This window comes from Mesorhizobium sp. WSM4841 (assembly GCF_055811515.1).
In genome coordinates, this window is the sequence record NZ_JBVVQC010000004.1 from 135471 (window position 1) to 154376 (window position 18906).

Genomic DNA, 18906 nt, shown 5'->3' on the forward strand with positions numbered 1-18906 from the left:
AAAGCATTGTGAGAGTACACAGAACTCTTCTTCCAACAAGGAGATAGCTCCGAAGAGGCAGCCGGAAACACGGGTATCGTCACCAATCGTTCTTCACAACGCGGAACCGGATAATCCCCAATGACTGCTTTTGACCCAAAAGATGGCATTCGAAACGCTAAGCGCAGAGGCAGCTTGCTAGTTTGTAGTCGCCCGTCGTTCAAGCGAGCGTGCATATTGCGTCAGCGGGAAGCACATGACGAAGAAGATCAAGGCGACCAGCCCATAGACGGTGAACGGCTCGAAGGTCGCGTTGTTGATCGCGTTCGATGTCCTGCTGGCCAGGCCCCGAAAATCGTTTGATAATCAGCGTTTTCGGGGTTCTCTGAGACAACAACGACCGGGCGCATGGCTGGACCCATCGAGGGCGACTTGGCGTTTATACCCAGACTTAGACCAAGGTTTGTTAGAATCAGGTGATGCCGGCCTGCAAATAGCGGCTTTCTGCGCGACCAAGCCGATCTAGCGGGTGATAGGGAGGACACAGGAGTCACCAAGCTCATTCGACCCCCCTTTCACCAGGTTTCCCGTCGAAGGCACTGGCGCTTGGGCATCCAAACGCCCTCTTTCTTTCGGACGCTTGCGCCCTGTCTTCCCACTGGGGAAGGTGATAGCGCATGCGGGCCTCGCGGGGTTGGAAGGTCGCGATCCGAAGTACTTCCATTAAGATATCTTTAAAGTCCGACACGGCTCATCTCTTTGTTGGAAAGATTAAGCCTCGGCTGGCCCAAACGAGTTTGCCGTCGAGGTCGAATAGCATGCGGTTATGCGTATGAAGCGGGCTGTTAAACGATGCCTTGAGCAGCCTTGGTGACGCGGCGTGGAATCCTCGTCTGCGGGGGGTCCGGTCCCTCGAACCGTCACTGTTGAACTTCATTTCAGTGGTATATGTTGAGTGATACCCTGCATGAGTCCGGATCGACGAAGAGCGGAGTGTACGCGACTGTATCCTTCTCCGGCTCGCGGGTGACCGGGCCGAAACTGCGGGCCGGTCCAATGAACGCTAAGGTTCTCGCGAGTGTAGCGCTATCGACGCGGCTGGCGTAGGTTTCCTGTTCCGGATTGTTGGATCGAACGCCGAGATATGCTGGGTTTGCTACCGGCTGATCGGCGAGTGCCGAGGTGGCGAGAAGCGAGAACCCGACCAGTGCTGTCAGTGTCGACATGATTACTCTCCTAAAGCGGAAGCCATCTTCCGATGCCTGGAGAATGAAGAACCGGCCGATCGCAGGCGTGGGGAAAGCTACGAAAAATTCCGAAATTCGAAGGTAGATTGTGTAAATTCTAGCCATGGCTGGGGAAGCGCTAAGGTTCGGACCATTTGTATTTGATCGCCGCCGGAGGCTCCTCTTGGCGCGCGGGCTGCCGACACCGATGGGAGCACGCGCACTTGCACTCCTGGAGGTGCTGCTCGAAGCAGGCGGCGGTGTGGTGACCCGCGCGGAACTAATGGACGCGGCCTGGCCAGCGACAAGCATCGAGGAAAGCAACCTCACCGTTCAGATTGCCGCTCTCCGGAGGAGTCTGAGCGAAGCGAGCGACGGCATGGAGTGGATCAAGACCGTGCCGCGCGTCGGCTACCGGTTTGCAGGATCGATCCATGACGATGAAGATGGGATGGAGCCTCAACCGCAGGGCGATGCAGCACGACGATCCGCACAGGGCCATTTGTCGGTTGCCGTCCTCCCGTTCAGAAACCTCGGCAACGACCCTGAGCAGGTGCCTTTTTCCGAGGGCTTGTCGGAAGACCTGATTACCGACTTATCGAAAGTACCGGGCATGACCGTGATCGCGCGGCATTCATCCTTTGCCTATCGAGGAAAGCAAATCGACCTCCGCGCGATCGGAGCGGAGTTGGGCGTCGCATACATTGTCGAGGGAAGCGTCCGCCGCGCCGGGGGACGCGTGCGTATCAATGCCGAGCTCACTAAAGTGGCTGAGATAACGCAAGTTTGGGCTGATCGTTTCGACGGCGACCTCGATGATGTCTTCAAGCTTCAGGATGACGTAGTCGGACGAATCGTCGCCGCACTTGCAGGGGCGCTTCCTCGTGGGCGACTCTCAGTGGGGCCGCGTGCAACAAGCATCGACGCGTACGACCATTTTGTTCGTGGTCGAGCATTGGTCATGCAATCGACGAAGGGCAACGAAGCGGCTCGGCCGCTGCTCCGGGCGGCAATTGAAAAAGACCCCGGCTTTGCCGCGGCACATGCATGGCTTGCAATGAGCCACTGTGCGGCTTGGGCGATGTGGGGAGAGGATCTGGAGCGTCACCGTGCGACAGCTCTGAAGGCTGCCGATCGCGCGGGAGCCCTCGACACGGAAAATGCAGATGCCCGGATGATATTGGGCTACATCCATGCTTATGAGGGAGATCTTTCCCGTGGTGACATGGAGTTCGGCGAAGCCCTGCGTCTCAATCCCAATCATGCTGACGCATGGGCCTTGCAGGCGGATCTACGTGTCTTCCAAGGAAGGGCGAGTGAAGGGGTCGAAAGCGTCAAGAGGGCCTTCCGGCTCAACCCATATCCCCCGCGAGTCTATTTTTGGGTGCTGGGCTTCGCCAACTATGCCGCGCGCCGATATGGGGAAGCGATCGAGGCGATCGAGGCATTGAAGCACGAAGCAACGTATCGAACGGGCTCCCAGCGTGTTCTGGCGGCCAGCTTGGCGCAACTTGGTCGTCTCGATGAAGCGAAGGCGGAGGCTGCACTGTTTCTTTCCGACAACCCTAATTTTAAGGCTCGACGCTGGGCTGACATACATCCGTTTCAAAATCCCGCTGACCGGGAGCACTTTGTCGAAGGGTATATCAACGCCGGTCTCCCGAACTGAAGAAGCTTCCCAGGCCGCGCCGCTCAACGGCGCGTGCCACCCGTTGCGGACGTTCGAAGTTCAACTCGCGAACGACCTCCTTGGGTCAGAACCGGACGTTGGTGAACGGCAGTTCTGACCCAAAGGAGACATTCGAGCGCTGACCGCAGAGGCAGATCCCTAGTTTGTAGCCGTCGCGCGTTCAAGCCTGCGTGCATATTGCGTCAGCGGAAAGCACATGACGAAGAAGATCAAGGCGACCAGCCCATAGACGGTGAACGGCTCGAAGGTCGCGTTGTTGATCGCGTTGGATGTCCTGACCAGTTCCTCGAAACCGATGATCGAGGTCAGCGCGGTCGACTTGATCAGCTGCACCAGGAAACCGACGGTCGGGGCGCGGGTGATCGAAAACGCTTGCGGCAGGATGATCAGCCTCAGTTCCTGCAGATAGTGAAGGCCGAGACTGGCGCCGGCGTCCCACTGGCCGCGCGGCAGCGCATCGACACCGCTGCGCCAGATTTCGGCGAGATAGGCACTGGCGAAGAAGGTAAGGCCAAGTGCTGCGGCGGTCCAAGGTTCGATGCGCAAGCCCAGCATCGGCAGGCCGAAGAACATCAGGAAGAGCTGCATGAGCAGCGGCGTTCCCTGGAAAAGCGCGATGTAGCCCGACGCAAGCCGCCGCGCCCATTTATTCTTGGCGATCCTGAAGAACAGCACGAGCATGCCGACCACACCGCCGCCGACGAAGGCCGCCAGCGACAGAAGCACCGTCCAGCGCGCGGCGAGCAGAAGGTTGCGGACGATATCCCAAAAGGTAAATTCGATCATGACACGCCGGCTCCCAGAGCGTGGCGGCCGCCGCTGACCAGCAGCCGGCGCAGCCCCACGGAAAGAACGAGATAGACGATCGTCACCACGAAATAGGTCTCGAAAGCACGGAAGGTGCGCGCCTGCAGCATGTCGGCCTCGTAGGTCAGTTCGCGCACCGCGATCTGCGACACCACGGCCGACTCCAGCATCATGATGATGATCTGGCTGGTCAGCGCCGGATAGATCACCTTGAGCGCCTGCGGCAGCACGATCTTGACGAACACCTGGCGCAGCCTGAGCCCAAGCGCAAGGGCTGCTTCCGTCTGCCCGCGCGGCACGGCGTCGAGCCCGGCGCCGACGATCTCGATCGTGTAGGCCGCCATGTTGAGCGTCATTGCCAGCATGGCGGCCAGCAGCGGATCGAGCCTCACGCCGATGCTGGGCAACCCGAAGAAGATGAAGAACAACTGCACCAGGAACGGCGTGTTCCTGATAATTTCGACATAGACGCCGATTGCCCGCTTGAGCAGCAAGGGGCCGTTTCGCCGCCCTGCCGCGCCGAGGATGCTGAGGAACGTTCCCGCGAGCGTGGTCACGGCGATCAAAAGGATCGTCATGGCCGCCCCGCGCGCGATCGCACCTATCGCATCGGCAAGCCAGCCGAAGTCGAGGCTGTAGCCCATGATAGGTCCTTACCCCGGAGATCAATCCTTGAGGTTGTCGGGATTGAGCGGTGTTTTGAGCCAGGCTTTCGAGCTTTCGTCCAGCTTGCCGTCGGCCAGCATCTTGGCGACCGCGTCGTTGACCGCCTGCTTCAGGCGGTCCTCGTTCTTGTTGAGGCCGATATGTGAGGGCGAGGTGAGAAGCTGGAACTTCTGTTCAGGCTTCAGTGCCTCCTGGCGGGCGAGCACCTGGGCGCCGACATCGTTGCCGACGACCATCAGCTGGGTCTGACCCGAGATGAAGGCCTGGATGACGGAGTTGTAGTTGTCGAAACGGCGGATGTCGGCCGAGGCGGGTGCTGCCTCGGTCAGTGACGTATCTTCCAGCGTGCCGCGGTTGACGGCGATCGACTTGTCGGCGAGGTCGTCCTTGCCTTCGACCTTGAGCGCGGCCGGGCCGATGACGGCGATATAATAGGGTGCGTAGGCGGCGGCGAAATCGATCACCTGCTCACGCTCCTTGGAATAGCCGACGCTCATCAGGATATCGACGCGCTTGTCGGTAAGATACGGAATGCGGTTCTGGCCGGTCACGCTGACCAAATTGAGTTTGACTTTGAGCTGGTCGGCGATGAACTGCGCCACGTCGATGTCATAGCCCTTGATGCTCATGTCGGCACTGGCCGAGGAGAAGGGCGGAAAGTCGGAGAAAATGCCGACATTGATGGCGCCGGCCTTGGTGATGTCGTCGAGCGCGTCGGCATTGGCGGCCTGGGTGGCAAGACCAAGGCCGGCGAGCATCAGCACGGCTGCGATGGATGATTTGAGCTTCATGTGAAGTGTCATTTTCGTTCCCCTGCTGGAAGCTTGTTTTGTTTGAATGCGGCCGCCGGCTCCAGCGCGGCGGTCGCCTTGGAACTTCATGGTCTGATGCGTCAGGCTCCCTTGCCTGAGATCGCCGGGCTGAACACCATCAGGCTGAGGATCTCGAACAGCACCTGCGCGCCGGCATGGGCCGTGTTGGTGGTTGCGTCGTATTGCGGCGCCACCTCGACGACGTCGCCGCCGACGATGTTGAGCCCTTTGAGGCCGCGCAGGAGTTCAAGCACTTCCCGCGTCGTCAGCCCGCCGACTTCCGGCGTGCCGGTGCCCGGCGCGAAGGCCGGGTCGATGCTGTCGATGTCGAAGGAGACATAGGTCGGGCCATCGCCGACGATCTGGCGCGCCTTCGCGATGATGGCAGGGATGCCGAGGCCGGTCACCTCTTCGGCATGGACCACGGTCATGCCGGATTCGTAGGTGAACTCCCATAGATACTCGGCCGAGCCGCGAATGCCGATCTGGATGGTGCGCGACGGGTCGAGCACGCCGTCCAACACCGCGTTGCGGAACGGCCCGCCATGGTGGAATTTGGTCATGTCGAACAAGCCGCTGGTGTCGCAGTGGGCGTCGATATGGATCATGCCGACCGGCGCTTTTTTGCCGACAGCCTTCAGGATCGGATGGCTGATCGAATGATCGCCGCCGACCGAAAGCGGGATGACGCCGGCATCGACGATCTGGTTGGTGCGGCGCTCGATGTCGTCATGGCTGGTCTCCAGCCGGTAGCGGCTCTGGAACGGCACGTCGCCGATGTCGGCCACCTTCAGCTCATGCGTCGGTGCGCATTCCAGTACATGGTTGTAGGGGCCGATGCGCTCGATGGCGCGCAGCGCCCTTGGCCCGAAGCGGGCACCCGGCCGGTTGGTGACGCCGAGGTCCATCGGCACGCCGATCATCGCCACCTGCAGGTCGCCGAAATCAGGATTGTCGGCGGCAATTTCCCGGTAGGGCGCGGCGAGGAAGGTCGGGATGCCGGAATAGGGCGCCAGCCGTGTGCCGCTCTTGGAGAAGATCTTGTCGGCGACGCGCCGGAATTTCGGGTCGAACATCTCGCCGCCATGGCTCTCGCCATATTTGCGGCGCAACGCTTCGAGCTTGCCGCGATCATAACCCATGTCGGTCCTCCATGGCTGGTGCGGAGCGGCCATCAATGACGGTCGCCATCCTGCCGGCTGCCTGCGGATTTCACGTCTTGATGCTGTTCGACCCAAAGTGTCTTGCAGCTGCATTGAAAAATCAATTGATATTGTTAGGGTCTTTGCTGTGAGAAAATCTCACATTAATGTTGAGCACGATCTTATCCGAAAACCGGGTCCCCACTTTTCGGGATCGTGCTCCTTTGAGGCCCCGATGGCCAAGCGTCTACCTCCCCTGAATCCTTTGCGGGCCTTCGAGGCGACGGCGCGCCACGCCTCGCTGACCAAGGCCGCGGCTGAGCTCAACGTCACCCATGGCGCCATCAGCCACCAGATCAAGGCGCTCGAACAGTCGCTTGGCGTCAAGCTGTTCGAGCGCGCTGGTCAGCGGGTGAAGCTGACGCCGCACGGCGCCGAATTGCTGCCGGCGGTGTCGACCGCCTTCGACGGTATCGCCGCCGCCACGCAGCGCATGACGAGGCCGGCGAGCACCGGCGCCCTCTCGGTGTCCTGCGTGCCGGCGCTGCTGCTGTTGTGGATGATCCCGCGGCTCGGCAGCTTCACCTCGCAATATCCCGACATCAGGCTGACGCTGATTCCGTCCAATGACGCCAAGGACATCCGCGCACCGCATATCGACGTCTGCGTGCACTATGGCGACGGCAGCTGGACCGATTGCTGGATGCGCAAATGGTCGGGCCTCGAACTGTTCCCGGTGGTCAGCCCGACGCTGATCAACAATCGTCCGGTCCGCACCGTGCGCGATCTCGCCGATCATGTCTTCCTGCATGGCGACGACGGCCGTGAGTGGCACACCTGGCTGGCCGCCGCCGATGCGCTGGATCTGGAGCGCGGCCGCCGCCATCATCTCGGCGATGCTCGCATGGCGACCGAGGCGGCGGTTCATGGCCATGGCGTGGCGCTTGGCGATACGGTGACCGCAAGCGGACTGCTCGCCAGGGGACTGCTTGTCGCGCCGTTCAGCCTGTCGGTGCCGGCGGTCGACGATTTCTACGTCGTCTGCCGCAACGAGATGAGGTCGACGCCGATCGTGCAGCTGTTCATTGACTGGCTGTTTGCCGAGAAGGAACAGGCCGACAGCCGCGCCGATGCGCCGGTGGCGGGCCGCATCGGCATCCGCAGGAAGCGCCCGGCGCTGCGAGTGATCGGCGCCAAGACCGCGTCCTGAGGCTGCAATTGCCGGAGCCGCGCGCTTGCCGCAGGTTTTCTTTTTGTCGGGCCAGCCCGCAAAGCGGGAGGCGCATTCAAAAATTCAATGCTAAGAGGCATTCCGCAGGGAGCCAGCAGTGAAGGCGGCATCGAGACATGACTAAGACCGATATAGCGCGGCGCGTCTACAACCACACCTGGAAGCTCGACCCGATCGTCCGCAGCCTGCTTGACACCGATTTCTACAAGCTGCTGATGCTGCAGATGATCTGGGGCATGTATCCCGAGGTCGATGCCACCTTCTCACTGATCAACCGCACCACCTCGGTTCGCCTTGCCGAGGAGATCGACGAGGTGGAACTGCGTGATCAGCTCAACCATGCCCGCACCTTGCGCTTCTCGAAGAAAGAGATGATCTGGCTCGGCGGCAACACCTTCTATGGCCGCAAGCAGATTTTCGAACCGGAATTCCTCGCCTGGCTCGAAAATTTCCAGCTGCCCGAATACGAGCTTTCCAAGCGCGATGGCCAGTACGAATTGAGGTTCAGCGGCCCGTGGATGTACACGACGCTGTGGGAGATTCCGGCGCTGGCAATTATCAATGAACTTCGATCTCGCGCGGCCATGCGGGCGTTCGGGCCCTTCGCGCTCGACGTGCTCTATGCCCGCGCCAAGGCCAAGATGTGGGCCAAGACCGAGCGGCTGAAAGCGCTGCCCGATATCCGGATTTCGGATTTCGGCACCCGCCGCCGCCATTCCTTCCTGTGGCAGCGCTGGTGCGTCGAAGCGCTCAAGGAAGGTATCGGCGAGGCTTTCACCGGTACGTCCAACGTGCTGCTCGCCATGGACAACGACCTGGAAGCGCTCGGCACCAACGCGCATGAACTGCCGATGGTGTTCGCCGCGCTCGCCAATTCGGAAAAGGAATTGAAACAGTCGCCCTACAAGGTGCTGCAGGACTGGCAGCGCTACTATGGCGGCAATTTGCTGATCGTGCTGCCGGACACCTTCGGCACCGCGGCGTTCCTGCGTGATGCGCCGGAGTGGATCGCCGACTGGACCGGTTTCCGCCCCGACAGCGCGCCGCCGATCGAGGGCGGCGAGAAGATCCTTTCCTGGTGGCGCGAAAAGGGCAAGGACCCCAGGCAGAAGCTGCTCATCTTCTCCGACGGGCTCGAGGTCGAGACCATCGAGGAAACCTACCGCCATTTCCACGGCAAGGTGCGCATGTCCTTCGGCTGGGGCACCAACCTGACCAATGATTTCGAGGGCTGCGCGCCGACCAACACCAACCGGCTCGACGCCATCTCACTGGTCTGCAAGGTCACAGAGGCCAATGGCCGCCCGGCGGTAAAGCTCTCCGATAATCCAGCCAAGGCCACCGGTGACGAGAAAGAGATCGAGCGGTATCTGCGTTTATTTGGCGAGAAAGACCGCGTGGAGCAGCTGGTCAAGGTGTGAAGGCTGCGAATGGTTTCGCGTCGCCAAAAGGGAAATCTCGGATAGCGTGAGTTCCCGCCCACCCCCCTCTGTCCTGCCGGACATCTCCCCCGCAAGGCCCGCAAGGGGGGAGATCGGCAGTTCGTTCGAACGGCGCCCTTCCTGCAACGTCGAAGATTGGCGAAAGCCGACATGCCAGCCAATCTCCCCCTTTGCGGGGGAGATGTCCGGCAGGACAGAGGGGGGTGCGAAGGATCACTGCGGGCGAGCATATTCTTTCTGGACGGGAGCTTTCATCTGTTCGGATTTCATCGCATCGCCCACCCCCGCCTTCGCCCATGCCTCCGATCGCGGCCACGTCCTGCTTCTGCCCACCGGCTACTACGTCGCCGGCGGTGCGCTCGCGGTCGCCGCCAGTTTCCTTGTCCTGGCACTGCTGCCCTCAGACTTTCCTGCCCGCTTCTGGCGGCGGCGTCTGCCGCTGTTCGCGTTCGGCGACGGCGCACGGGCAACCGTCAGCCTGATATCCTTTGCCGGCTTCGCGATTCTCGTTGCGGCCGGCCTGTTCGGCAGCCGCGATCCGCTTTCCAACCCGCTGCCCCTGACCGTCTGGACGCTGCTCTGGGTTGGGCTGGTTCTGCTGCAGGGGCTGCTCGGCAATCTCTGGTCATGGCTGAACCCCTGGTACGGGCCTTGGCGTGTCATTTCCAGCCTGTTCGGCGCGCGCGAGACATGGCGCCCGCCCCGGTGGCTCGGCTACTGGCCGGCCGTCGTGCTGTTCTTCGCATTCGCCTGGTTCGAGCTGATCGACCCGGCGCCCGACGATCCGGCGCGGCTCGCCCGGGCCGCCGGCCTCTATTGGCTGCTGAGTTTTGCCGCCATGCTGATGTTCGGCTACCGCGACTGGAGCCGGCGCGGTGAGTTCCTGACCGTCTTTTTCGCCATGGTTGCGCGATTCGCCCTCCTTGAGCGCAATGAAGTCGAGCGCAATGAAGGCAAGCGCAATGAAGGCGGGCGCAATGAAGGCGGTCGACTCAGTCTGTGCTGGCCGGGCGCCAAGCTCAGCGATGCCGCGCCGCTGTCGCTCAGCGGCATTGCTTTCCTGCTGCTTGCGCTGTCGTCGGTCTCCTTCGACGGCCTGTCCAAAACCTTCTTTTGGCTCGGCCTGTTCGGGCTCAATCCGCTGGAGTTTCCAGGCCGCACGGCGGTGATCGGCGTCGGCACCTTCGGGCTCGTGCTGACGTTCGTCCTGCTTGCGGCCGCGTTCATCCTTGCAATTGTCCTCGGCCAGCGTCTTGCCGGCAGCCCGCATTCCCTCGGTCAGGCTGCAGGGCTGCTGGTCTGGTCGATCGTGCCGATCGCGCTCGCCTATCATGTTGCGCACTATCTGACGGCGCTGCTCGTCGACGGCCAATACGCCATGGCTGCGCTTTCCGACCCATTTGCGCTGGGCTGGGACCTGTTCGGCACCGCCGACATGCGGGTCGAAGCCGGCACGGCCGCCGGCGCCGGCTCGGCATGGTGGCTGTGGAATTTTCAGGCCGGCGTCATCATCGCCGGCCACATGCTCGCCGTGCTCGTCGCGCATGGCCTCGCCTGGCGCTTGCATCCGGTTCCCGCCCGCGCCGCGCTCAGCCAGTTTCCGCTCACCGTGCTGATGATCGCCTATACGGTCTTAGGCCTGTGGCTGCTTGCCACGCCGGCTGCCGGATGAGACAAAAGCCCACTTCGACGGCGTCGATTGATCCCTCGGGAAAGCCCGCTTGCCACATCAGGGCTTTGGTGATTTAGTTTGTACACATGCAATTTCGGCGCTCTTATCAAGAGTGGCCCGCCTCGCTACAGCCATTGGTCAAAACTCAAAAAAACAAGGGGAACTGCCGTGACTGACAAGAATGGGTTTTTCGATCTCTCCAAGACCGGTCTCACCCGCCGCACGGCGCTCAAGGGGTTGGCCGCGGGCGCCGGTCTCGCCGTCGCGCCCGGGTTCGTGCGCTACAGCCAGGCGCAGAGCTCGGCGCCGATAAAGATCGGCTTCCAGTGCCACCGCACCGGCATCGGCGCTGCCTATGGCCGCTGGTACGACAGGACCACCGCCGCCGCGGTCAAGGCGATCAACGAAGCCGGCGGCATCAACGGCCGGCCGGTCGAGGTGATCATCGAGGATGACGGCACCGATCCCGGCCGCGGCGCCGAAGTGGTCGGCAAGTTCGCCACCCAGCACAAGACCGACATCGTCTACGGCACGCTGTTTTCGCATGTCGTCATCGGCTCGGCGCCCGCCGCCGGCGAGGCCAAGATGCCCTATTTTGTCGTCAGCGAAGGCCACCACGTCGCCTCGACCAAGCTCAACCGCTACGTCTTCCAGCCCGGCATCACCGACGTGAAGAGCCAGATCCAGGCGATGGCGCCGTGGATCGCGGCGAATGCCGGCAAGAAGGTGACGCAGATATTCCCCGATTTCGCCTTCGGCTATGACCATCGCGACTACCTGCCGCCGGCGCTGAAGGCGCAGGGCGCCGAGGTCATCGCCCAGATCGCCATCCCGCCGACGGAATCGTCCTTCACCAAATACTTTCCGCAAATCCCGGCCGAAACCGAGGTGATCTACCACGTCATGGTCGGCCCGGCGGTGCTCACCTTCGTCAAGGAACTCGGCGAATTCTACGGCTCCAACCGGCCGCAGCTGTTCGGCTTCATCGATTCGCTCGAAGCCACCGACATCAACAGTCCAGGCCTCGAATTCCTCGACGGCAGCCATTTCTGGGAGGGCTCGCCGCGCTACGCGCAGCCCGATGATTCCGCCGCGCAGAAGGCCTATCGCGCCGCCGTCGGCATCGACGACAATGGTGCTGCCGTCGGCGATCCGAAGGACGTCTCCACCGCCGCCCACATGTTCGGCTGCTGGGAAACGCTCTATGTCGTCAAGAAGGCGATGGAGGATGCCGGCTACAAGGGTCCGGAAGACCGCGCCAAGCTGGTCGAGGCGACCGAGGCCTTGACCGAGTTCGCCGAAGGCCCCGAGCATCCGCAGGGGCCGAAGACCTTCAACGGCAAGATCCACCAGTGTTTTGGCATCCAGAACATCTCCAAGGTCGAAGGCGGCCGGCTGAACGTCGTCCACAAGACCAAGATCGAGGACGGCCTCTACGAGCCGGAAGGGGATTACACGACCCAGCCGCTGTGAGCTTGGTTCTTTAAGCACAGTGCGCTTCGCCCCACCCCCCTCTGTCCTGCCGGACATCTCCCCCTCAAGGGGGGAGATTAGCAATTCGTACGAAGGCGGCCACTCACTGTCTTTGGTGATTGGCGAAAGCAGTCATGACAGCCGATCTCCCCCCTTGAGGGGGAGATGGCCGGCAGGCCAGAGGGGGGTGCTTCGCGCATCCGCCGGTGCTTAACCGATGCACTTCGGACCTCATCTTCTCCTCGCCGCCCTCGAAGGCCTCGTCACCTCGGCGGTGCTGGCGCTGACGGCGCTTGGCCTGTCGCTGGTATTCGGCGTCATGCGTGTCGTCAATGTTGCCCATGGCGAGCTCTTCATGCTGGGTGCGGTGCTTGCCTGGGCGATCTCCACGGCGATATCGGGCCATCCGGCGCTCGGTTTTCTGGCGGCGCTGGTGCTGGCGCCGTTGATCGTCGGCCTGATCGCGCTGGTCGCCGAACGGCTGGTGCTGCGCCGGCTGAATTACAATCCGGAAGCCACCATCGTCGCAACCATCGGCATGCTCTACATCATCCAGCAACTGGCGCTGACCTTCTACGGTCCGGAGGCACGGCCGGTTGAGGCGCCCTTCAGCTACCGCATCCTTTTGCCGTGGTTCGGCTATTCCGGCTACAAGCTGTCGATCATCGCCGCGTCCGCGCTTCTGCTTGTCGCGACGTGGTTCGTGCTGACGCGTACGAAAATCGGCCTTGTCATGCGCGCCACGCAATATGACAGCGAGACGGCGCAGGCCTTCGGCATTCCGGTCGACCGCGTCTATGCCGGTGTCTTCGCGCTCGGCGCCATGCTGGCGGCGGTGGCCGCGGTGCTGATCGTGCCGATCAGCCAGGCGCATTATCTGATGGGGCAGGACCCGCTGCTGCTATCCTTCATCGTCGTCATAATCGGCGGGCTCGGCTCGCTGCGCGGCACCGTCGTCGCCGCCGTGCTCATCGGCCTGTCGGACGGCATCATCTCGGTGTTCTTCTCGCCGACGCTGGCCAAGATCATCGCCACGCTGCTGGTTGCGATGGTGCTGGTGTTCCGGCCGCAAGGTCTGTTCGGGACGGCATCGCGATGAAGGAGGCTTCACCGGCAAAAGCCTATGCGTTGCATCTGGGCGTCATCGCCCTGCTGTTCGCCCTAAGCTTCGTCCTGCCGGAATACCATCACGGCTTGCTCGCCCGCATCATGGTGCTGGCGGTCTTCGCCATGGGCTACAACATGCTGTTCGGTTATGTCGGGCTGCTCAGCCTCGGCCACGCCATGTTCTTTTCGGCCGGGCTCTATGGCGCCGGCCTTGCCGTCATCCATCTCGGCTGGAGCGTGCCGGCCGCCTTCGCCGCCGGGCTTGCCTGCGGTGCGCTTCTTGCGCTGGTGATCGGTCTGCTGGCGCTGCGCACTTCCGGCGTTGCCTTCATGATCGTCACCATGATGTTCGCGCAGGTGTTCTATCTCATAATCCTCTATCTCGCCTCCTGGACCGGCGGCGATCAGGGCCTGGTCGTGCCACAGTCGGCGCGTGTGCTTGTTTTGGGCAGCACGTCGCTCGGCCTCACCAATCCGACCGTGCGCTACATGAGCGCACTCGTCCTGTTCTCGATCGTGCTGCTGGTGACGCTCGCCGTCGTCCGCTCCAGGTATGGCCGTGTGCTGGTCGCCATCCGCGAAAACGAGGAGCGGACCAAAATGCTCGGCTACGACACGTTTTCCAACAAGCTTGCCGCGGTCCTCGTCTCCGGCACAATCTGCGCGGCTTCGGGCGCCGCCTACGCGCTGCTGTTCGGTTATGTCGGCTCGACCTTCGCCTCGGCGCAATATTCCATCCTGCCGCTGCTCTGGGTGCTGCTCGGTGGTGCTGCCACCACGCTCGGTCCATTGATCGGCACGCTGTTCATGTACTATGTCGTCGACGTCACCAGCGGCTACACCTCGGCCTATCTGCTGATCGTCGGCATCGCCCTCATCCTGCTGGTGCTGTTCTTCCCCAGGGGCATCCTCGGCACCATCCGCCAGCGCTGGCTCGGATGGCTGCCATGATGCCGCTGCTGACGACCAAGGGCCTGTCCCGCAATTTCGGCGGCCTGCGCGCCGTCGACGGCGTCGACTTCGCCCTCATGCCGGGCGAGATTCGCGCCGTCATCGGCCCCAATGGCGCCGGCAAGACCACCTTCATCAGTCTGGTCAGCGGTCGCATCCAGCCGTCGTCGGGCATGATCGTCTTCGACGGCGCCGACATTACCAACCTGCCGGCCTACGCCAGGGTCCGCCTTGGCATCGCCTATACCTTCCAGATCACCAGCGTCTTTGCCAATCTCACCGCCTACGACAACGTCGCGCTGCCGGTGCAGCGCACGCTGACCGATGGCCGCTCGAAAGGTGCCGTACATGTCGGCGTCATGACGGCGCTTGAGCGCACCGGCCTTGCCGACCGCGCCCACATGCCGGCCGGGCAATTGTCCTATGGCCATCAGCGCCTGCTCGAAGTGGCGATGGGGCTGGCGCTAAAGCCGCGCCTGCTGATCCTCGACGAGCCGACGCAGGGGCTGGCCGACAGCGAGATCGACAATTTCATCGGGCTGGTGCGCGAGATCGCCAAAAGCGCCACCGTGCTTCTAATCGAACACAACATGCCGGTGGTCATGCAGCTTGTCGACCGCATCACCGTCTTCAACGCCGGCAAGATCTTGGCCGAAGGCACGCCCGAGCAGGTCCGCGCCAATGGCGAGGTGCAGGACGCCTACCTGGGGACGACCCCATGACTCAACCACGGGCTGAAGCTCTGACCATCTCCGGGCTCGACTGCTTCTACGGCGAGGTCCAGGTGCTCTACGGCCTCGACCTCGTGCTGCACAAGGGCGAGGTGCTTTGCCTGTTCGGCCGCAACGGCGCCGGCAAGACGACGGCGCTGAAGGCGATCATGGGCCTCGTTCCCTCACGCGCCGGCTCGATCAGGCTCGACGGCAAGGAGTTGACCGGCCTGCCGGCGCATGACGTGCCGAAGGCGGGCGTCGCCTATGTGCCGCAGGGCCGGCGGCTGTTCGCCGAGATGACGGTGGCGGAAAACATCGAGATCGGCCTGATGGCGCGCGGCAAGGGCAAGACGACGCGCGAAAACGTGCTCGACCTTTTCCCGCTGCTGCGCCAGCGGCTGAGACAACGCTCCGGCACGCTGTCAGGCGGCGAGCAGCAGATGCTGGCCATGGCGCGGGCCCTGTGCCTCGAGCCGCAGGTGCTTCTGCTCGACGAGCCGACCGAAGGGCTGATGCCGTCGATGATCGCCAGGATCCGCGAGACGGTGTCGAAGCTGCGCGACCTTGGTGTCTCGACGATCCTGGTCGAGCAGCGCGTCGATGCCGTGCTGTCCGTCGCCGACCGTGTCTCGTTCATCGAGAACGGCCGCAACCGCGAGACCGTCGATGTCGAGGAGCTCCGCGCCGATCCGTCGGCGGTCCGCCGCTATGTCGGCGTCGGCTGATCAGCCAAGGAACAGAAAACCCGCGATCAGGAATATCGGGATCAGCACCGCGCCCGACCACGCCATGTAGCCGAAGAAGCCCGGCATTTTCACGCCGCGATGCCTGGCAATGGCGTAGACCATGAAGTTCGGTGCATTGCCGATATAGGTGTTGGCGCCCATGAACACTGCGCCGGTCGAGATCGCCGCCAGCGTCGAGGCGAAGGTGGTCATTAGATGCTGCGGATCGCCGCCGGCGAGCTCGAAGAACACCAGATAGGTCGGCGCATTGTCGAGGAAGGACGACAGCGCTCCGGTCATCCAGAAATAGACAAGGTCGTTTGGCTCGCCCGTGGGCGAACTGACAAGCGAGACCAGCGGCGCCAGCGCGCCGTCGGCACCGGCCCTGAGAATGGCGATGACCGGCACGATGCAGATGAAGATGCCGGCGAACAGTTTCGCCACCTCGGCGATCGGCTCCCAGTGGAAGTTGTTCGCCTGCCTGTGACTCTTGCGCGAGACGCCGAGCGAAAGGAAGGCAAGCGCCAGGATGATCGCGTCGCGCACGAGGTTCTGCAATTCAAGGCTCACGCCCTGGACGGAGAAAGCCACGCCTGGCTTCCAGGTCGCGGAAAGCAGGATCGCGCCGATCACTCCGGCCAGCAGCGGGACGTTGGGCAGGCCTCGAATGCGCACCTTCGTGTCCGGTGTCGGATCTTTGATCTTCGGCGCACCAGCCTCGCGGTGATGCAGGATGATGTCCATGGCCAGGAAGACCGCGAGCACCAGGCCGCCGACGAACAGTGTCTCCTGATAGAGGTTGGTGGTGGTCCAGAAGAAATCGATGCCGCGCAGGAAGCCGACGAACAGCGGCGGGTCGCCGAGCGGCGTTAGCGAGCCGCCGATGTTGGACACCAGGAAAATGAAGAAGATGACGACATGGGCGTTGAACCGCCGGTTGTCGTTGGCGCGCAGGATCGGCCGGATCAGGATCATCGAGGCGCCGGTCGTGCCGATGACCGAGGCGAGCATCGCCCCGATCAGCAGCAGTCCGGCATTCACCAGCGGCGTGCCGTGAATGTTGCCGGCGACGAGGATGCCGCCCGAAATGGTGAACAGCGCAAACAGAAGAATGATGAACGACATATATTCGGTGAGCAGCGCATGCAGCACCGCCTCCGTGGCCGAAGGCATGCCGAATGCAACCGCCAGCGGCACGACCGCAAGGGCGGCCCAGAAGAAGGTGATCTTGCCGTAGTTATGCTCCCAGACATGGTGGAAGAGCAAAGGCCCAGTGGCGATCGACAGAAGCAGGCCAGCAAAGGGCAGCGCCCACCACAGCGACATTGTTTCGCCCGGCAACTCGTGGGCCTCGGCTGCGAGCGCTATTCCTGGAAACAGGGTTGCGACTGCCACCACAGCGCCCGCCGTCAAAGCCGCCGCAAACCGCATAAAGCCCCCTCTGGAAGTGTGTCGAATGCGATTGGTGATGTTCAAGCCAGCGTCACGCCGGCATCGCGCATTCGGTTCAGCATCGTCTCGACGGAGCCATTGAGATCGATGCCGCGGCAGGCGTCGAGCCGCACTGTTGTGTGAAAGCCGTGCTTGACCGCGTCGAGCGCCGAGAAGGCGACGCAATAATCGGTCGCCAGGCCGACCAGGGTCAACGTGTCGATGCCGCGCTCCTGGAGATAGCCGGCAAGGCCAGTCGGCGTCGCATGGTCGTTCTCGAAGAAAGCCGAATAACTGTCGATCTCCGGGCGGAAGCCCTTGCGGATCACCAGTTCGGCCTTGGTCCAGGCAAGGCCCGAATGGAAATCCGAACCCAGGCTGCCCTGGATGCAGTGGTCCGGCCACAGCGTCTGCTGGCCGTAAGGCATGCCAATCGTTTCGAACGGCTGCTTGCCGGGATGACTGGAGGCAAAGCTCGAATGGCCGGCGGGATGCCAGTCCTGCGTCAGCACGACATGCTCGGTCCGCCGGATCAGATCGTTGACCAGTGGCACGATCTCGTCGCCGCCGGTCACCGCCAGCGCGCCGCCTGGGCAGAAATCGTTCTGCAGGTCGATGATAACAAGCGCTTCGTCGGCCATGGAGCCTCCCTCTTGTTTGTCCCGGAGGCATGAAGTCTGCCGAAACGTGGAATCCGGTGTTCGAACCCACCGAAAAATGCCGCTGACGCAACGGATGCAGAAACTTGACCAGATGGCCGGCTGCGTCAACTCCAACGGCGTAACAAATGCGTGCCGTCGCGCCGATGCCGGCGCTGGCGCAAAACTCTGGCTTTGACAATTCCTGCCGGCTTGATATCATTTGCATACGAATGAATTTGACCGGTTCGGACGCCGGAAAGGCTCCGTCGGGAAGCCCCTTTCGAGGAGGCCCATTTTTCTGGGAAGGCAAAGCGTGATCCGTTACGCGAAACCCACCACCATAGACGAGGCGCTCGCTTTGCTTGGCGAGGCTCCGTGGCGCATTCTTGCCGGCGGCACCGATTTCTATCCGACGCAAGGAGCCACGCCTTTCCGCGAAAATGTCCTCGACATCAACGGTCTCGCGATGCTGCGCGGTATCGCCGAAACCGAGGTCCATTGGGTTATCGGTGCGCGCACGACCTGGACCGATCTTGTCCGTCATCCGCTGCCGGCGGCTTTCGATGCGCTGAAGCAGGCGGCGCGAGAAGTCGGCTCCGTGCAGATCCAGAACGTCGCCTCCATCGCCGGCAATCTCTGCAATGCCTCTCCGGCCGCCGACGGCGTGCCGGCGCTGCTCGTCCTCGACGCCGAGGTCGAACTGCGCACGGTTGCGATGGTCCGCCATCTGCCGCTGGAAAAATTCATCCTGGGAAACCGCCGCACAGAACTGCAGCCGGGCGAAATGGTCACCGCCATCCGCGTGCCGAAAAACGCGGCCACCGGCACGTCGGCTTTCGTGAAGCTCGGCGCGCGTCGCTATCTCGTCATTTCGATAGCCATGGCGGCGGCCCGCTTGACCATTGAGGATGGCCTCGTCGGCAACGCTGCCGTCGCCGTCGGGTCCTGTTCGGTTGTCGCCAAGCGTCTCTCGGGCGTCGAAGCAGCCTTGCGCGGCCTCCCGGTTGACCACGCCCTCGCCACTGCGATCCAGTCTGCACCGATGGACGAGTTGTCGCCGATCGGCGATGTGCGCGGCAGCGCCGAATACCGGCTGGACGCCGCGCGCGAGATTGTCGCCCGCGCCGTTCTCGGTGCCGCGGGTCACGCGTTGAATGACAAGGCGGTGGCCGCATGAGCAAAGCGCAGCCTGGCATGA

Annotated in this window: 17 protein-coding genes and 1 pseudogene; 10 read left to right on the forward strand and 8 right to left on the reverse strand. The window is 62.6% G+C overall.

The genetic code is table 11. From position 1 onward, the window contains the following. Positions 1-177 precede the first annotated feature (177 nt). Positions 178-315, reverse strand: a pseudogene (locus AC0L14_RS06255) (amino acid ABC transporter permease); the annotation flags it as partial. A 602-nt stretch (positions 316-917) separates the two neighbouring features. Beyond that, positions 918-1205, reverse strand: a complete 288-nt coding sequence (locus AC0L14_RS06260) for a hypothetical protein (protein WP_473527030.1) — start codon at positions 1203-1205, stop codon at positions 918-920. A 124-nt stretch (positions 1206-1329) separates the two neighbouring features. Between AC0L14_RS06260 and AC0L14_RS06265 the strand changes: the two genes are divergently transcribed. After that, on the forward strand, positions 1330-2874 hold the full coding sequence (locus AC0L14_RS06265; protein ID WP_473527031.1) for a winged helix-turn-helix domain-containing protein: 1545 nt from the start codon (positions 1330-1332) through the stop codon (positions 2872-2874). 159 nt (positions 2875-3033) lie between these two features. Here AC0L14_RS06265 and AC0L14_RS06270 read toward each other — a convergent pair whose 3' ends face one another. The 4 genes from AC0L14_RS06270 to speB form a co-directional block, all read right to left on the reverse strand. After that, positions 3034-3681, reverse strand: a complete 648-nt coding sequence (locus AC0L14_RS06270) for an amino acid ABC transporter permease (RefSeq protein ID WP_473488396.1) — start codon at positions 3679-3681, stop codon at positions 3034-3036. Then, complete coding sequence (locus tag AC0L14_RS06275; RefSeq protein ID WP_473488397.1) at positions 3678-4346, reverse strand: amino acid ABC transporter permease; 669 nt, start codon at positions 4344-4346, stop codon at positions 3678-3680. The genes AC0L14_RS06270 and AC0L14_RS06275 overlap by 4 nt, the downstream gene beginning before the upstream one ends. A 21-nt stretch (positions 4347-4367) precedes the next feature. Continuing rightward, positions 4368-5171, reverse strand: coding sequence for a transporter substrate-binding domain-containing protein (locus tag AC0L14_RS06280; protein WP_254024590.1), 804 nt, complete (start codon positions 5169-5171; stop codon positions 4368-4370). Positions 5172-5260: 89 nt separating this feature from the next. Further along, complete coding sequence (speB, locus tag AC0L14_RS06285; RefSeq protein WP_473488398.1) at positions 5261-6322, reverse strand: agmatinase; 1062 nt, start codon at positions 6320-6322, stop codon at positions 5261-5263. 235 nt (positions 6323-6557) lie between these two features. Here speB and gcvA point away from each other — a divergent pair, with 235 nt between their 5' ends. From gcvA to AC0L14_RS06325, 8 genes are all read left to right on the forward strand, one after another. Next, a complete protein-coding gene (gene gcvA / locus AC0L14_RS06290; protein WP_473748940.1) occupies positions 6558-7532 on the forward strand; it encodes a transcriptional regulator GcvA in 975 nt (324 codons plus the stop codon). Positions 7533-7669: 137 nt separating this feature from the next. Next, positions 7670-8974: a nicotinate phosphoribosyltransferase gene (gene pncB, locus AC0L14_RS06295; protein ID WP_473488399.1), complete on the forward strand. Its 1305-nt coding sequence runs from the start codon at positions 7670-7672 to the stop codon at positions 8972-8974. Positions 8975-9176: 202 nt separating this feature from the next. Then, positions 9177-10667, forward strand: coding sequence for a hypothetical protein (locus AC0L14_RS06300; RefSeq protein ID WP_473748941.1), 1491 nt, complete (start codon positions 9177-9179; stop codon positions 10665-10667). A gap of 168 nt (positions 10668-10835) precedes the next feature. Then, complete coding sequence (locus tag AC0L14_RS06305; protein ID WP_287106027.1) at positions 10836-12140, forward strand: ABC transporter substrate-binding protein; 1305 nt, start codon at positions 10836-10838, stop codon at positions 12138-12140. A gap of 217 nt (positions 12141-12357) precedes the next feature. Beyond that, the gene (locus tag AC0L14_RS06310; protein WP_095491192.1) at positions 12358-13239 is read left to right on the forward strand and encodes a branched-chain amino acid ABC transporter permease; all 882 of its coding nucleotides are present in this window, start codon (positions 12358-12360) and stop codon (positions 13237-13239) included. Beyond that, complete coding sequence (locus tag AC0L14_RS06315; RefSeq protein ID WP_473748942.1) at positions 13236-14198, forward strand: branched-chain amino acid ABC transporter permease; 963 nt, start codon at positions 13236-13238, stop codon at positions 14196-14198. Before AC0L14_RS06310 ends, AC0L14_RS06315 begins: the two co-directional genes overlap by 4 nt. Beyond that, a complete protein-coding gene (locus tag AC0L14_RS06320; RefSeq protein ID WP_473488403.1) occupies positions 14195-14920 on the forward strand; it encodes an ABC transporter ATP-binding protein in 726 nt (241 codons plus the stop codon). The genes AC0L14_RS06315 and AC0L14_RS06320 overlap by 4 nt, the downstream gene beginning before the upstream one ends. After that, entirely contained in the window at positions 14917-15636 is a 720-nt protein-coding gene (locus tag AC0L14_RS06325; protein ID WP_473748943.1) for an ABC transporter ATP-binding protein, read from the forward strand. Before AC0L14_RS06320 ends, AC0L14_RS06325 begins: the two co-directional genes overlap by 4 nt. Here the strand turns inward: AC0L14_RS06325 and AC0L14_RS06330 are convergent, their stop codons facing one another. Both AC0L14_RS06330 and pncA read right to left on the reverse strand, forming a co-directional pair. Next, on the reverse strand, positions 15637-17067 hold the full coding sequence (locus AC0L14_RS06330) for a sodium:proton antiporter (protein WP_473488405.1): 1431 nt from the start codon (positions 17065-17067) through the stop codon (positions 15637-15639). Positions 17068-17108: 41 nt separating this feature from the next. Then, positions 17109-17708: a bifunctional nicotinamidase/pyrazinamidase gene (gene pncA, locus AC0L14_RS06335; RefSeq protein ID WP_473488406.1), complete on the reverse strand. Its 600-nt coding sequence runs from the start codon at positions 17706-17708 to the stop codon at positions 17109-17111. Between the two features lie 313 nt (positions 17709-18021). Between pncA and AC0L14_RS06340 the strand changes: the two genes are divergently transcribed. Beyond that, on the forward strand, positions 18022-18885 hold the full coding sequence (locus AC0L14_RS06340) for an FAD binding domain-containing protein (protein WP_473527036.1): 864 nt from the start codon (positions 18022-18024) through the stop codon (positions 18883-18885). Positions 18886-18906 lie beyond the last annotated feature (21 nt).

Coding starts and splice junctions, on each gene's coding strand:
- AC0L14_RS06260 (WP_473527030.1), bottom strand. CDS start 1,205: ATGTCGACACTGACAGCACTGGTCGGGTTCTCGCTTCTCGCCACCTCG.
- AC0L14_RS06265 (WP_473527031.1), top strand. CDS start 1,330: ATGGCTGGGGAAGCGCTAAGGTTCGGACCATTTGTATTTGATCGCCGC.
- AC0L14_RS06270 (WP_473488396.1), bottom strand. CDS start 3,681: ATGATCGAATTTACCTTTTGGGATATCGTCCGCAACCTTCTGCTCGCC.
- AC0L14_RS06275 (WP_473488397.1), bottom strand. CDS start 4,346: ATGGGCTACAGCCTCGACTTCGGCTGGCTTGCCGATGCGATAGGTGCG.
- AC0L14_RS06280 (WP_254024590.1), bottom strand. CDS start 5,171: ATGACACTTCACATGAAGCTCAAATCATCCATCGCAGCCGTGCTGATG.
- speB (WP_473488398.1), bottom strand. CDS start 6,322: ATGGGTTATGATCGCGGCAAGCTCGAAGCGTTGCGCCGCAAATATGGC.
- gcvA (WP_473748940.1), top strand. CDS start 6,558: ATGGCCAAGCGTCTACCTCCCCTGAATCCTTTGCGGGCCTTCGAGGCG.
- pncB (WP_473488399.1), top strand. CDS start 7,670: ATGACTAAGACCGATATAGCGCGGCGCGTCTACAACCACACCTGGAAG.
- AC0L14_RS06300 (WP_473748941.1), top strand. CDS start 9,177: ATGTCCGGCAGGACAGAGGGGGGTGCGAAGGATCACTGCGGGCGAGCA.
- AC0L14_RS06310 (WP_095491192.1), top strand. CDS start 12,358: ATGCACTTCGGACCTCATCTTCTCCTCGCCGCCCTCGAAGGCCTCGTC.
- AC0L14_RS06315 (WP_473748942.1), top strand. CDS start 13,236: ATGAAGGAGGCTTCACCGGCAAAAGCCTATGCGTTGCATCTGGGCGTC.
- AC0L14_RS06320 (WP_473488403.1), top strand. CDS start 14,195: ATGATGCCGCTGCTGACGACCAAGGGCCTGTCCCGCAATTTCGGCGGC.
- AC0L14_RS06325 (WP_473748943.1), top strand. CDS start 14,917: ATGACTCAACCACGGGCTGAAGCTCTGACCATCTCCGGGCTCGACTGC.
- AC0L14_RS06330 (WP_473488405.1), bottom strand. CDS start 17,067: ATGCGGTTTGCGGCGGCTTTGACGGCGGGCGCTGTGGTGGCAGTCGCA.
- pncA (WP_473488406.1), bottom strand. CDS start 17,708: ATGGCCGACGAAGCGCTTGTTATCATCGACCTGCAGAACGATTTCTGC.